Source organism: Type-E symbiont of Plautia stali (genome assembly GCF_059731115.1).
The window spans coordinates 1,958,181-1,971,568 of sequence record NZ_AP035906.1; the positions used below are offsets into that span (position 1 = coordinate 1,958,181).

Annotated in this window: 14 protein-coding genes; 11 read left to right on the forward strand and 3 right to left on the reverse strand. The window is 53.0% G+C overall.

Annotated features, from left to right (window positions below; translation table 11 throughout):
- Nucleotide 1: 1 nt before the first annotated feature.
- The 4 genes from pqqD (at nt 2) to AC6I8L_RS09020 (ending at nt 4,454) form a co-directional block, all read left to right on the forward strand.
- Nucleotides 2-283 carry a pyrroloquinoline quinone biosynthesis peptide chaperone PqqD gene (gene pqqD / locus AC6I8L_RS09005; RefSeq protein ID WP_064511334.1) on the forward strand — a complete coding sequence of 94 codons (282 nt, stop codon included), beginning with the start codon at nt 2-4 and terminating at the stop codon, nt 281-283.
- Nucleotides 270-1,409, forward strand: a complete 1,140-nt coding sequence (gene pqqE / locus AC6I8L_RS09010) for a pyrroloquinoline quinone biosynthesis protein PqqE (protein ID WP_058959981.1) — start codon at nt 270-272, stop codon at nt 1,407-1,409. The genes pqqD and pqqE overlap by 14 nt, the downstream gene beginning before the upstream one ends.
- The gene (gene pqqF, locus AC6I8L_RS09015; protein ID WP_058959980.1) at nt 1,409-3,733 is read left to right on the forward strand and encodes a pyrroloquinoline quinone biosynthesis protein PqqF; all 2,325 of its coding nucleotides are present in this window, start codon (nt 1,409-1,411) and stop codon (nt 3,731-3,733) included. The genes pqqE and pqqF overlap by 1 nt, the downstream gene beginning before the upstream one ends.
- A gap of 166 nt (nt 3,734-3,899) precedes the next feature.
- Nucleotides 3,900-4,454, forward strand: coding sequence for a YceI family protein (locus AC6I8L_RS09020; protein ID WP_202403396.1), 555 nt, complete (start codon nt 3,900-3,902; stop codon nt 4,452-4,454).
- 101 nt (nt 4,455-4,555) lie between these two features.
- Here AC6I8L_RS09020 and dld read toward each other — a convergent pair whose 3' ends face one another.
- The gene (gene dld / locus AC6I8L_RS09025; RefSeq protein WP_058959978.1) at nt 4,556-6,250 is read right to left on the reverse strand and encodes a D-lactate dehydrogenase; all 1,695 of its coding nucleotides are present in this window, start codon (nt 6,248-6,250) and stop codon (nt 4,556-4,558) included.
- A gap of 435 nt (nt 6,251-6,685) precedes the next feature.
- On the opposite strand from dld, the gene AC6I8L_RS09030 reads away from it, so the two are divergent.
- From AC6I8L_RS09030 to AC6I8L_RS09060, 7 genes are all read left to right on the forward strand, one after another.
- Nucleotides 6,686-7,666, forward strand: coding sequence for a 6-phosphofructokinase (locus AC6I8L_RS09030; RefSeq protein WP_058959977.1), 981 nt, complete (start codon nt 6,686-6,688; stop codon nt 7,664-7,666).
- Nucleotides 7,667-7,676: 10 nt separating this feature from the next.
- On the forward strand, nt 7,677-7,991 hold the full coding sequence (locus AC6I8L_RS09035) for a PTS sugar transporter subunit IIB (protein WP_034827292.1): 315 nt from the start codon (nt 7,677-7,679) through the stop codon (nt 7,989-7,991).
- Nucleotides 7,984-9,351 (forward strand): PTS sugar transporter subunit IIC, encoded by a 1,368-nt coding sequence (locus AC6I8L_RS09040; protein ID WP_034827290.1) that lies wholly within the window; start codon nt 7,984-7,986, stop codon nt 9,349-9,351. Before AC6I8L_RS09035 ends, AC6I8L_RS09040 begins: the two co-directional genes overlap by 8 nt.
- A complete protein-coding gene (locus tag AC6I8L_RS09045; RefSeq protein ID WP_045814340.1) occupies nt 9,338-10,180 on the forward strand; it encodes a class II fructose-bisphosphate aldolase in 843 nt (280 codons plus the stop codon). The genes AC6I8L_RS09040 and AC6I8L_RS09045 overlap by 14 nt, the downstream gene beginning before the upstream one ends.
- A 64-nt stretch (nt 10,181-10,244) precedes the next feature.
- The gene (locus AC6I8L_RS09050) at nt 10,245-10,514 is read left to right on the forward strand and encodes a hypothetical protein (RefSeq protein ID WP_034827286.1); all 270 of its coding nucleotides are present in this window, start codon (nt 10,245-10,247) and stop codon (nt 10,512-10,514) included.
- Between the two features lie 9 nt (nt 10,515-10,523).
- Entirely contained in the window at nt 10,524-10,961 is a 438-nt protein-coding gene (locus AC6I8L_RS09055; RefSeq protein ID WP_038647128.1) for a PTS sugar transporter subunit IIA, read from the forward strand.
- Entirely contained in the window at nt 10,958-11,542 is a 585-nt protein-coding gene (locus AC6I8L_RS09060; RefSeq protein ID WP_058959976.1) for a P-loop nucleotide/nucleoside kinase family protein, read from the forward strand. Before AC6I8L_RS09055 ends, AC6I8L_RS09060 begins: the two co-directional genes overlap by 4 nt.
- On the opposite strand, the gene AC6I8L_RS09065 is transcribed toward AC6I8L_RS09060, so the two are convergent.
- Nucleotides 11,515-12,372 carry an NAD(P)-dependent oxidoreductase gene (locus AC6I8L_RS09065; protein ID WP_058959975.1) on the reverse strand — a complete coding sequence of 286 codons (858 nt, stop codon included), beginning with the start codon at nt 12,370-12,372 and terminating at the stop codon, nt 11,515-11,517. The genes AC6I8L_RS09060 and AC6I8L_RS09065 overlap by 28 nt on opposite strands.
- Nucleotides 12,373-12,457: 85 nt before the next feature.
- Entirely contained in the window at nt 12,458-13,348 is an 891-nt protein-coding gene (locus AC6I8L_RS09070; protein ID WP_058959974.1) for a LysR family transcriptional regulator, read from the reverse strand.
- Nucleotides 13,349-13,388 lie beyond the last annotated feature (40 nt).

Sequence of the window (13,388 nt, forward strand, 5' to 3'; positions counted from 1 at the left end):
CATGATAAAAGATAATCTGATTCCGGCCTTCCGTCGTGGCTATCGCATGCAGTGGGAAGCGGCGCAGGATAGCCATGTGGTGCTGTATCCCGAAGGCATGGCGAAGCTGAATGAAACCGCGACGGCGATCCTTGAACTGGTCACCGGCAAACAGGATGTGGCCGCCATCATCGCCATTCTCAACAGCCGTTTCCCGGAAGCGGGCGGCGTGGATGATGACGTGAAGGAATTCCTGCAATCCGCCGTAGAACAGAAATGGATCCAGTGTCGTGAACCTGAATAAAACCGCCACGCCGCCGCTGTGGCTGCTGGCTGAGCTGACTTATCGCTGCCCGCTGCAGTGCCCATACTGCTCGAATCCGCTCGACTTCTCGCAACAGGAGAAAGAGCTGACGACTGAGCAGTGGATCGAGGTGTTCCGTCAGGCGCGTGCCATGGGCAGTGTGCAGATGGGATTTTCGGGCGGCGAACCGCTGACGCGGAAAGATCTGCCCGAGTTGATCAAGGCAGCGCGCGATCTCGGTTTCTACACCAACCTGATTACTTCCGGTATCGGTCTGACGGCGAAAAAACTCGACGCTTTCGCGGATGCGGGTCTGGATCATATTCAGATTAGCTTCCAGGCAAGTGATGAAACCCTCAATGCCGCGCTGGCCGGTTCGAAAAAAGCCTTCCAGCAGAAGCTGGAAATGGCGAAAGCGGTAAAAGCACACGGCTATCCAATGGTGCTGAACTTCGTGCTGCATCGCCATAATATCGACCAGATCGATAAAATCATCGACCTGTGCATTGAGCTGGAAGCGGACGACGTGGAACTGGCGACCTGCCAATTCTATGGCTGGGCGCATCTTAACCGCCAGGGCTTATTACCGACGAGGGAACAGATTGCGCATGCCGAAGCGGTGGTAGCGGAGTACCGTGAGCGTATGAGCAAAACCGGTAACCTCACGAATCTGCTGTTCGTCACGCCGGATTATTACGAAGAGCGGCCAAAGCCTTGTATGGGCGGTTGGGGTTCAATTTTCCTCAGTGTGACACCGGAAGGTACGGCGTTACCTTGCCACAGCGCACGCCAGTTACCGGTTGAGTTCCCATCAGTGCTTGAGCACAGTCTGGAAGACATCTGGTACAACTCGTTTGGGTTTAACCGTTATCGCGGCTATGACTGGATGCCGGAGCCGTGCCGCTCCTGTGATGAGAAAGAGAAAGACTTCGGTGGTTGCCGTTGCCAGGCCTACATGCTGACCGGCAATGCGGATAACACCGATCCGGTATGCAGTAAGTCACCCCATCACGGCAAGATCCTGGAAGCGCGCCGCGAAGCTACCTGCAGCGACATCAAAATCGCCCAGCTTCAGTTCCGCAATCGTTCCAACTCCGAACTGATCTTCAAGCAGCGAGTCACCTGATGACCTCTCGCCAGCTGGTGTTAGCCAATGGCCTGCGTTGCCACCTGCATCATCAGGCCGATGCTCGCGACGCTGCAGCCCTGATTCGCGTGCAGGCTGGCAGTCTGGATGAACCCGACCGCTGGCCGGGGCTGGCGCACTTGCTGGAGCACCTGTTGTTCTGCGGCAGCGAGCGTTTTAAAGACGTTGAGCGCCTGATGCCGAGGGTGCAACAGCGCGGCGGGCAGGTCAACGCCACCACGCAACTTAGCCACAGCGCCTTTTTTTTCCAGCTTCCCGCGGCGAACCTGTCTGAGGGTGTGCAGCGGTTGAGCGATATGATCGCCGCACCACTGTTGAGTCAGCAGGCTATTGAGCAGGAAGTGGCGGTGATTGATGCGGAATGTCAACTTCTGCAACAGCATGCCGACACGCTTTGTGAAACGGCGCTGGTGGATAGGTTGGGCGGGGCATTTCAACGTTTTCGCGTCGGCAATCAGCAGGTTTTTGGTGACAATGTCACTTCATTGCAAGTTGCGTTGCGCGACTTCCATCAGCGCTTTTATCACGCGAATGCCATGGAGTTGTGGTTGCAGGGACCGCAATCGTTAGATGAGCTGGCGGAACTGGCGCTGCATTTTTCTTCGATCAGCTCGGCAAAAATCTTACCTTCAAATCTCACACTCACACAGCCTCCAGGCGACGTGATGTTGCAGCTGGCAGGTGATGAAAGCTTCTGGCTGACGTTGATGTTATCCGGTGATGAACGGACTTTACGTGACAATGTCACCTTGCTCAGTGTGTTCTGGCAAGATGAGGCGCCAGGCAGCCTGCTGAGCGCGCTCAGAGAAGCTGAATTATGCGATACGCTGCAGGGACAATGGCTGTGGCAGGATGCGCAGCACGGTTGGCTAGCACTGCGCTTCAGCGGGCCTAAAATCAGTGCGGAGCAGGCTCATCACATTGAACACTGCTTCTGGCAGCATTTAGACGCCATCAAACTCTGCTCTTCGGAGCAACAGCAACATTATGCGCAGCTGGCGCGGCACGATTTTGCCTGCTTATCGCCACTGGAGCAGTTGCGTGGCCGGGCGCTGGGCTTTGCGCCTGCCGATTATGTGCCGCAGGGGTTCAGTGCTTTTATAGCCGCATTGGCGCAGGTGCCTTGCTCACGTTTGCTCACACAGCAGCAACTGGATTCGCCAGAATTCGTCCAGACGCAAGGTTTCACGCTCTTGCGCAAAAAAGGGCTGCCGCAAAGTCCGAGCACATTTTCAACGCCTGCATTCTTTTTCTATCCCACTGCGCAACCGGCCGTATTGCCACTGTTATCACCGATAGCAATGCCGCTGCCGCGTTTTGCGCCCCGGCAACAGGTTGAAACCTTGCTGTTGCGACCCGCTTTTTATTACACGATGAGTGATGCCGAAGCGCAGGCACGGCAAATCCGGCTGCGTCCAGTGCTGGCGGCGTTGCGGCATGCTGGAGGAAGTGGCAGTTGGCAGCAGAAGCAGGGGGTCTGGCAGTTGGTGCTGAATCTGCCTGTCTGTGAGTCACACGCTTTGCTGGCTGTGCATCATGCACTTGAGGCACTGAACCTGACGCCCCAGCCAAAACCGCTGCCGCATGCCCAAACGATTGTGATTCGGCAGCTTCTTGCCGCCTTGCCCGCTCAATTGATTGCCCCGGCCAGTGACACTCGATGGCTGGTAGCATGGTGCGGTAAGCACACGTCATTGCATCAGCGAGTATCGCATCTGCTCAGCGACTTCACGCCTGATTTAGTAAGCGGTGCACAGCCGCCGCGCTTGCAGCGGGGCATTAAGCCGGTTCCATGTAACGGAGGTGATCAGGCACTGCTGCTGTTTATTCCGCTGCCGCTAGCTGATGACAGGCAATTAGCCGCATTGCGCGCGCTGTCGTTGTTGCTGGAACCGCGCTTTTTCCAGCGATTACGGGTCGATCAGCAAATTGGCTATGTGGTGTCAGCACGCTACCAGCGCGTGGCGGATGTCGATGGGCTAATGCTGGCACTGCAGTCGCCACAGATTCCATGGCAAACGCTGCTTGGACACTGCAAACGCGTTTTACGCGAAATCGTGGCAGAGCTAGATGCTATCACGGCGCAAACCTTAGCGGCCTGGCAAGCCACACTGCGCGAACAGTGCGATAGCAGCGATAACGCGGAAGCCGCACTACAGGGATTACGACAACAGCAGGGATTGCCGACCCTCACGCGTGATGCGATTGCATCCCTGACGTTGCCCCTTATTCAGCAACTTCATACTCGCTTAATGCGCGAACGCCGCCGCTGGCGAATACTTGTTGCGACCGAAAAGTTATGAAACCTTCACCACACTAAACCATTACCCACTGATATTTTTGAATATATTTGAAAGTCACGGGCAAATCTCTTCACTATTCCTCAGCCTCCGATTTGGAGACACTCAATAGATTCTCCCGATCTAAAAGGAACGCTGAGTGAAAAACGTTACCCGTTTAATCCTGCCAATGTTGGCAGCCGCTGCTTTGTATGCACCTGTTTCTCAGGCTGCGGCGATGCATTATGACCTCGACCCCGCGCATACCTCGGTTATTGTGACCTGGACGCACTTCGGTTTTTCCCATCCAACAGCTGACATCCCCAACAGCAAAGGTACGCTGGTGTTTGATAAGGATCATCCAGAGCAGTCGCGCGTCGACGTTACGCTGCCGGTTTCACAGATTGATACGCATGTGCCCGCGCTGACCAAAGAGTTCCTCGGTACGGAATACTTCAATACGGCTAAATATCCTTCAGCTGTGTTCCACAGCACCAAAGTGGTGGCGAAGGGTGACAATAAGTTTGATGTGGAAGGCAATCTGACGTTGAAAGGCATCACTAAGCCGGTCACGCTGCACGCGACGTTGAATCAACAGGGCATGCACCCGATGGTGAAGAAGCAGGCGATTGGTTTTGATGCTACAGGCGTGATCAAACGTTCGGATTTCAAACTGGATAAATATGTGCCAGCGGTAAGCGATGATGTGACGCTGACCTTGTCTACCGAAGCGTACGCGAAGTAATTCACACGGCGTGTCAGTAAAGTAAGGTTACGCATCCTGTTTCGGGACAGGGATCAGGATGCGTAACGGCTGGGAAGATAGGATGGTGCCAGGTTATGCCTTTACGCCCAATACTTCTTCTTACTGGTTTTACCCACGCCAGGGTTGCAGCTATTAGTCGGATCCAACTGCTTCCAGTGATCCACATGCTCGCACGATGCCTGATAGAGATGCCCCACATTATGCTCAGCCGGATACTTTGCACCACGCTCAGCCAGATAGACTTTCACCGCCTCCTTAAACGCCTTCGCATCGACCCCTTCTTTCAACACATAATCCTGATGATTCACATAACAGAAAAAGTGCCCGCAGCAGGAATCAACCTGCACCTGTGCTGCTAAGTGATCGGGTAAGATTAAACGCCAGTCCTCATCATTACGGCGTAGCGCCACGTCGAAGGCCACCAGCCTTTCATTCGGGTTATAACTCAGCGCATCACAATAAGAGATGGTGCAACCGCCCACGCCAAAGCGCACCAGGAAGGCATCTGCGCCTTCCCGGGCATCACAATGGAAAAAGCCGCCGCTGTGCCCGGCAAAGAACTGCTGCAATAACGTCTGCAATTCAGGGGTCTGCTGGGCATCGACTTTAATCATCAGATGATGTTGATATTCATCGCGATAAGCCATGATGCGCGGGGCAATAAAGCTCGGCGTGAGCTGGTTAAAGCATTGCAGCACCCGATCAATAAAATTACGCGGCAGGAAGGGCAGATGGCTGACACGCACGTCCCACTTCGCTTTATTGCTCATCATTTTAGGAATAGCCTGCGGGCCGAGTTTACGGATCGCCAGATACATATGCTTGGCGTACCGCACGGTTAAGTCGAAGGCGTTGCGATGAATGTATTCTGCCTGCAGCGGCAGTTCGCTCATCTCGGTGAGGAGAAAACGACGCAGTGCCACCAACTCGCGTTCATCGTTTGTGCCAATGTAGAAGGTATCGCTACCCGCGCTGGCCTCAAAGGTGGGCAAGCGCACCGCAAACACCACCACTTTACCCGCGCTGCCAGAACTGTCGTGCAGATAGCGCAGGTCACCATTAAAACGCGCAGGGGAGTCGGCGTTGACATCGCGTAGGCGATCGGCGTAATCATCGGCCCAGATTTTGCCGTCCCAGTCTGCCTGGTCGCCGGTCTGATACTGTTGCTCAGTCAGACTCTTCAGCATTGCTTCCGGCGTTTCACCCAAATCGATACCCAGATGATTGACCATTTCTAAGCGCCCATCATCATGAATACGGGCAAACAGTGATTTTTCAGTAAAGGCGGGGCCCCGGCGAATCAGCGAACCGCCCGAGTTGTTGCAGATACCGCCCACGACAGAAGCGCCAATGCAGCTGGAACCAATCACCGAGTGCGGTTCGCGTCCCAGCGGTTGCAGCGTGTGCTCTAGTTCGGTCAGGGTGGTGCCGGGGAAGGCGATGATCTGACGCGCCTGATCGATCACCTGCACGCCCTTGAGCTGTCGGGTACTGATGATCACCACTTCGCGGTCATAATCATTGCCATCCGGCGTTGAGCCGCCGGTCACACCGGTATTCGAGGCTTGCATCAGGATAATGGCGTCCTGTGCCACGCATATCTGTAGACTTTGCCAAAGTTGTAGCAAGTTTTGCGGCAATATCACTGCCAGTGCCTCACCGCGACCGACACGAAATCCTTTGTTGTACCAGGCTTTATCATCAGCATGGATCAATACCTGTTTGTCGCCCACTATGCCAGCGAGCTGACGCAACATCTCCTGCGAGTTGGTCATGTTTTCTCTTCTTCGTCATTTATTTGCTGCGATATTGGACAGCCAGATAAACGTGACGTCAATCATTCATCGGCACTGATCAACAAATAACGCACTGAATCATTATCCCTTTATCTTTCGTGGGGAAAAGTCGGCGTACCGATAAAAATGCGCGGGCAATCACAATTCAGATCGAAAGAAACTCAGGCAAAAACGTGATGGCAGGCTAAATGCGTTTCACACCATGAAATAAATATAACCGGATGATTTTATTGGTTTTGTTAAATGATGGGTGAAAATTGCAATGTGATAATCATCACAAAAAACAGTGACTATTAATCCTTGTCAACGTCAGATGGAATGAAATACATGGCAAAAATGTGATCTCTGTTGCAAATAGAAAAGTCGTTCACCGAAAGAATGAATGTCAGACGCGCAGCATACGGAGTGATGACAATGAGAATTGGCATAGTGATAAGCGGTGGCGATGTTACCGGAATAAATAACTTTGTGTTTCAGATATCACGTATGACGCAGGCGGATATGGTGTTATTTAATGGCGGCATTCCCGGTTTATTAGAAAATCGCCATCAGGAAATGTCACAGCGCGATCTGGTGGACTATGCCATCACTTCCATTCCCGTGATGCAATCAGGACGAACCACGCGAAAATTAATTCGCCCTGAGTATGAGATGATCGCCAAACAACTCAAATCGCTGCGCATTGATGTATTAATTATGGCCGGGGGGGATGGCTCATTACAGTTTTTACATACATTAAGTAAATTCGGCGTGAATTGCTTTGGTGTAGGTATGACCATTGATAATGATGTTTTTGGCAGTGACTACACCATTGGTTTCTCTACCGCTTGTGAGCAAGTCTTAAAAGAAGTTTCGAAGTTAAGAAATACCGGCCGTGCATTAACAGGTCGCGTATTCATGGTGGAGTTGCTCGGCGGTTATTGTGGTGAATTGACGCTGCAGTCAGCGATCAAATCCAATGCTGATTTTGCGCTGATTCCGGAGTGCCAAATCCCAACACAAGAGTTGGCAGAGCGCATCACGCAACGACTTGCTGCACAAAACAGTGTGGTAATCCTCTGCTCTGAAGGCTACACCCGCGAATACTCGCCGGGCTTTCAGGGCGCGATTGATACCTTAATTAAACAGATTGAGCCGCTAATAGGGGTACGAATTCGTAAAACTATTATTGGTTACGGCTTGCGTAGTGGTGACCCGACCTGTGAAGAGATTTATCAAGGCACCATTATGGCCAGTGAAGTTGCGCGCTGTATTCAGTCGGGGATGCGCAACAAAGCGGTGATTATTAATGGCAGTAATCGACCGATACCGATTGATCTTATAAGCATGAAAAAACGCCTGGTTGATACCGAAGGGCATCATTACAAACTCGCTAAACAACTGCATATTCTGTGAGGAAAACGCCATGCTGAAAATATTATGTGTCTGTGGATGTGGTCTGGGCTCCAGTTTCGCTATCGAAATGAGTGCCAAATCCGTATTAAAGAAACTCGAAATTGAAGCGGATATTGATCACACCACGATTTCAGAAGCCAATGCTTTTAAATCCGACATGATTCTAACCCAAAAAGCCTTTGCGGATGTCCTGAATGCCGATGCCAGCCCCGAGCAAATCAAACGGGTGATTATTCTCAATAAGCTGACCGACAAGGCAGAAATTGAAGAAAAAATCGTGGCGTTTATGAAAGAACGTAATCTGAAGGTTGCTAACCATGAATAGTGTGATCAACTTCCTGGTAAAAGACTTATTAGGGCAGGCATCGATTCTGATCGCCTTTATTGCCCTGATTGGTCTGCTACTGCAGAAAAAATCCGCAGGTAAGGTGGTGGAAGGCACCTTTAAAACGCTGCTGGGTTTCTTAATTATGATGGCGGGTATCAACATTATTGTCGGTACGCTGACCTTCCTGAATACCATCTTCACCCACGGTTTTGGCATGAAGGGCTATATCACCGATGTGGCCGCCATTGCCGGATTAGCCAGCCGCGAATTGGGATCAGAAGTGGCGCTGACATTGTTGGTGATCTTTATCGTCAACATCATCATCGCGCGTCTGACGCCGTTCAAATACATCTTCCTCACCGGCCAGGCGCTGCTGTGGATGGCAACCATCGGCGCGGTGATTGGCTACAAAGCCGGGCTGACAGGTTTACCGCTGATCCTGACGGGCGGCATCTTCGGCGGCATTATGGCGGTCGTGATGCCAGCGCTGGCTCAGCCGGTGGTGCGCCGAATCACGGATTCCGATGATGTTGCACTGGGGCACTTCTGCACCATTGGCTACCTGCTGACAGCGGCAGTGGCGAAGGTGGTCGGTAAAGGCTCGCGCTCAACGGAAGATCTCAAGCTGCCAGACAACTTCAAGTTCCTGCAGGACACCTATCTGTCGATGGCAGTGGTGATGGTACCGATGTACCTGATCCCGGCAGTGGCAGCAGGCCCAGAATTTATCGGTCAGTACAGCAATGGCATGAACTACCTGATGTATGCCTTCATGCAGTCGATTCAGTTTGTTGCGGGTGTATTCGTATTGTACAGCGGTGTGCGTTTACTGCTGAACGAACTGGTGCCAGCCTTCCGTGGTATCGCTATGCGCCTGGTGCCGGATGCCAAACCGGCACTCGATTGCCCGGTGATGTTCCCTTACGCACCAAATGCCGTGATCGTCGGCTTCCTGGCGACAACGCTGGGTTCCGTGGTCGGTATGCTGGTGTTCCCGATGTTCGGTCTGGCGATGATTCTGCCTGGCCTGCTCACTAACTTCTTTGCCGGTGGCACCGCTGGCGTGTTTGGTAACGCGCTGGGTGGACGTCGCGGAGCGATGATTGGCGGCTTTGTACACGGTCTGTTTATCACCTTCCTGCCGGCCATTCTGGTACCGATGCTCGAAAGCTACGGCTTCACCGGAGTGACCTTCAGTGACTCTGACGTCATCAGTACCGGACTGGTATTGGGTCATGCGTTCCAGGGCAACTGGTTGTTCGTCGCACTCTTTATTGTCTTTATCACTCTGATCGCCTGGTTTGTTAACGGAAAATCCCCTAAATCCCACGAGGAAAAGCTTCATGAAACTTTATAACTTTACCGATCTGTTACAGGTGGCTAAACAACGTGAATTTAAAGCGCTAGGTTCCTTTAATTTGCACTGCCTGGAAATGTTACCGGCCTTTTTTAAAGCAGCAGAGAAAACCAACAGTCCATTAATGATTCAGATCTCAACCGGTACGGCGAAATATCTCGGACACAAATTATTAGTGGATGCGATTCGCTCATTATCTGAAAGCCGTAATGTACCGACGTGCCTGCATTTGGATCACTGTTCAGATCTCGATGCGATTCAAACGGCACTGGACGCCGGATTCAGCTCCATTATGTACGACGGCTCGCATTTATCGATTGAAGAGAATATTGCCAATACGCGTCGCGTGATTGATATGGCGCGTCCATTGCAGGTATCGGTTGAAGCCGAACTGGGTGCTATCGGTGGTTCAGAAGACGGTAAAGAAGTCGAAATGAACGATGCGTCCTTTACCACCGTAGATGATGCTAAGCGTTTCGTGGATGAAACAGGCGTTGATATGCTGGCCATCTCCATCGGTACTGTACATGGACTGTATACCGGTAAAGCGCATATTCAGCATCAGCGTCTGGCCGATATTACTGAAGCGACTAAAACCCCGTTGGTGTTGCACGGCGGTACGGGCGTGAGTGATGAAGACATGCGCCTGGCCGTGCGCAGCGGTATCGAAAAAGTGAACGTCGGCACGGAAATGAATGTGCAGTGGGTGGCAAACTGCAAGCAGACGTTTGAAAAAGGTAAAGTGAATGACAGCGTACGCAACTTCCTGGTGCCCGCAAATGATGCCGTTACCAATGTGCTGGTAGAAAAGATTTCACTGTTCCGTTAAGTACGACTCACTCATGACGTAATAAACCTGAGGTGCCCTGGCGCCATTCGGGGCAGGAGACGCTATGTTTGGATTCTTGAAAAAGGGCTCAGAAAATAAGAGCCAGGATTCACAAGAAATAGATCTTCAGGCAGAAACCATCAGTGGAAAAATTAGCGAGCTGGAACAACAGCTCGCTGTTAATCCGCAGGCAGTTGATACGCAGAAACAATTAATGCTGGAATATAATCGTGCATTAAATATCTTTGCGAAAAGCCGCCGTTTTCGTCAGGAAATTGATCCGCTGTTCGTTAAAATTGATGAACTGCGTAATACCATCCGCAAATCAATTTAAGGAGGCAGTATGAGTATTAAGCGACTGCTGCAAGAAGCGAATGCGATTCAGGTGGGGATCAGCGCCACGGACTGGCGCGAAGTGATCGCGCTGGCCGCACAACCGTTGGTAAGCGGTGGATATGTGAAGGATTCGTATCCGGAGGCGGTGATAGCCAATACCCTGACGCACGGCGCTTATTATGTGTTTGAGGAAGGGATAGCTATTCCGCATGCGCGTCCGGAAACGGGCGTGCTGAAAGATTGCTTCAGCATGATTGTGCTGGATGAGCCGATCTCTTTTGAAGGGAGTGACAAAGCCGATATCGTGATCATGTTCGGCGCGCGCGACAGCAATGCGCACATCGAAGAGGGCATTCGCGCAATTGTCTCATTATTGGAAGATGAAGAGACGCTGGTGCGGTTACGCCAGGCCAGCAGTGTGGCGGAGGTGATAGAAATCCTATGACTTCTCACACTGCAGAAAAGGTGGTGGTGCTGGTCAACGGTATTCCAGCCTCGGGGAAAAGCACCCTGACACGCGCCATGGCGGAGCAGTTTGGTTTTCCAGTGCTGACGCTGGACAGCCTGAAAGAACCGTTTATGGCCAGTTTCGCGCCGGTGGACCGACTGCGTAACCGGCAGTTGGGGTGCGCGGCCTATCAGGCGATCTGGAAGGTGGTCGGACAGGCTCCCAACTGCTGCGTTTACCTGATTGACGCCTGGTTTGGTTTCCAGCCCAAAGAAGTGCTGCAGCAAGGATTGCAGCAGGCGGGTATTACCCGGGTACTGGAGCTGTGGCTTTCCATCACACCGGACGAAGCGGTCGCGCGCTATCAGTCACGACTGACCGATCGCATGCCGGGCCATCCAGGTGCCGAATATCTGCCGGAACTGCGAAAGCTGGCGGAAACGGCGCAGCCGATGGCGCTCGGACCGGTGCTGCAACTTGATGCCTCCGATCCGGATGAAGCGGCCGCGATTGCCTGGTTGCAGCGCCAGCTGCGGCTGCCGGTGAGTGCTCAGCCTGCTTTATCTGCATCCGGTTGAAAGAAGTCCGCCAGCAAAGTGCTGAACTGTTGATCGTGTTGACGATCGTCAGCCAGCTGGCGGCAAATTTCCCCTAAAGCCCGATAAAGCTGATCGGTGGCGAGTTCGCCGTGATTGAGCGTGGCAATCTCATCCATCTCCGCCGCCCAGCGCCAGGCTTTTGGCAGCATATCCGGGGCGGCTTTTTCCATTCGTTTCAGTAACGCCTGCTGGCTCTCCTGCATCTCTTCACGTAACGCATCCGCAGCACCCACGCGGCTGGCATTAATCAGCATTGCTGAGGTCATCAGAGTGATGCCTTTGTTGATACCGGCGTACGCCATCTTCAATGCTGAGGCGGCGCCGTTTTCAGCGTTCATCACCCGTATCCGCAATCCATAATCACTTAACTGCGCCAGTTTCCCGGCATGGGGCCCTGCAAACCAGAAGCGTGGTCCGGTGGGATTTTGCTCGCCCGGCGGCAAGCCAATAATCGCTGCATCAGCAAAGGGTGTGCCGGTGCTTTCGATCACCTGAGCCACCTGCTTTAGCGTCTCCGGACTGATGGCGTTGCAATCTACATACAGCGGCTTATGTACGGCAGCTTGCAGAAGCGGGGCCATCTGCTGCGCCCAACTGAGTGCCGATTCGGGCGGCAGGATCGACAGGATAATATCGGCCTCACACAGTGCCTCTGCGCTGCAGTCGACAATATTTGCCTGTTGTGCACGCTGTTGAGATTGGGCGGAGCGTTGGCTTAGCGGGGTAATCACCCGCGCCCCGTGCTGGGCAAGCACAGCCCCGATGGCCGCGCCCATAGCGCCGGGTGCGGCGATAGCAATGGTTGTCATCACGATAACTCCTTCAGGCATTAACTTCTCAGTATGGAACGTGCTAAAAGGATCGTGTGCAGGGAAGTGCAAGCAAATACAACCGTTAACCCGGCGAAAAGACGCGCGTGCTGAGAAAATCAATTAACGCGCGGACTTTGGGTGAAGGATGTTTACTGGCGGGCCACAGCAGATGAAACACATTGCGGTGACAGGCGTAATCGCTAAGGATTTCGACCAGTGTGCCTTGCGCGAGGGCTTCCCGCACTGAGAAATCAGGCAGCATAGCAATCCCTAAACCTCGCTTCGCAAAACAGACTCGCGTATCGATGTTGTTGCACACCATGCTGCAAGGCAAAGCCAGCTCATGTTCATCTTCATAACCGCGTAGTACCCAGCGTTCCAGCTTGCCGGTGGTGTTGAAGCGATAATGCAGGCAGGCATGATGTTGCAAATCTTCCGGCATCTGCGGCGTGCCGTGACGCGCCAGGTAATCGGGTGACGCGACGGCAAGCGAGCAGGCATAACCCAACTTGCGCGCCGAAAGACGAGAATCCGTCGGCGGGCCGCCACGCATGACCGCGTCATAGCCTTCGGCAATCACATCCACCAGGCGATCGCTAAAATCGAGATCCAGCTGAATATCAGGATAGGCCGCCATAAAATCACCCAGCGCCGGCAAAATCAGTGAGCTAACGATTGGCAGGCTGAGTTTTAATCGCCCGGTCGGACGCTGTGCGGCCTGCGATAATTCGCTTTCGGCTGCTTCTATCTCGGCAAGAATACGCCTGCTATGCTCCAGAAACAGCGTGCCTTCAGCGGTGAGGGTGATGCTACGCGTGCTGCGGTGAAACAGCCTTACACCCAACCGGTCCTCCAGACGGGCGATACTCTTCCCGACCGCCGACGCCGTAACCCCCAGATGTCGTCCCGCCGCCACAAAACTGCGTGTTTCCGCCACCTGAACGAACACCATAAATCCATTGAGGCTGTCCATCTTGACCCCTTATTCAGGACAAAAATGTCCTGTGAGTCAT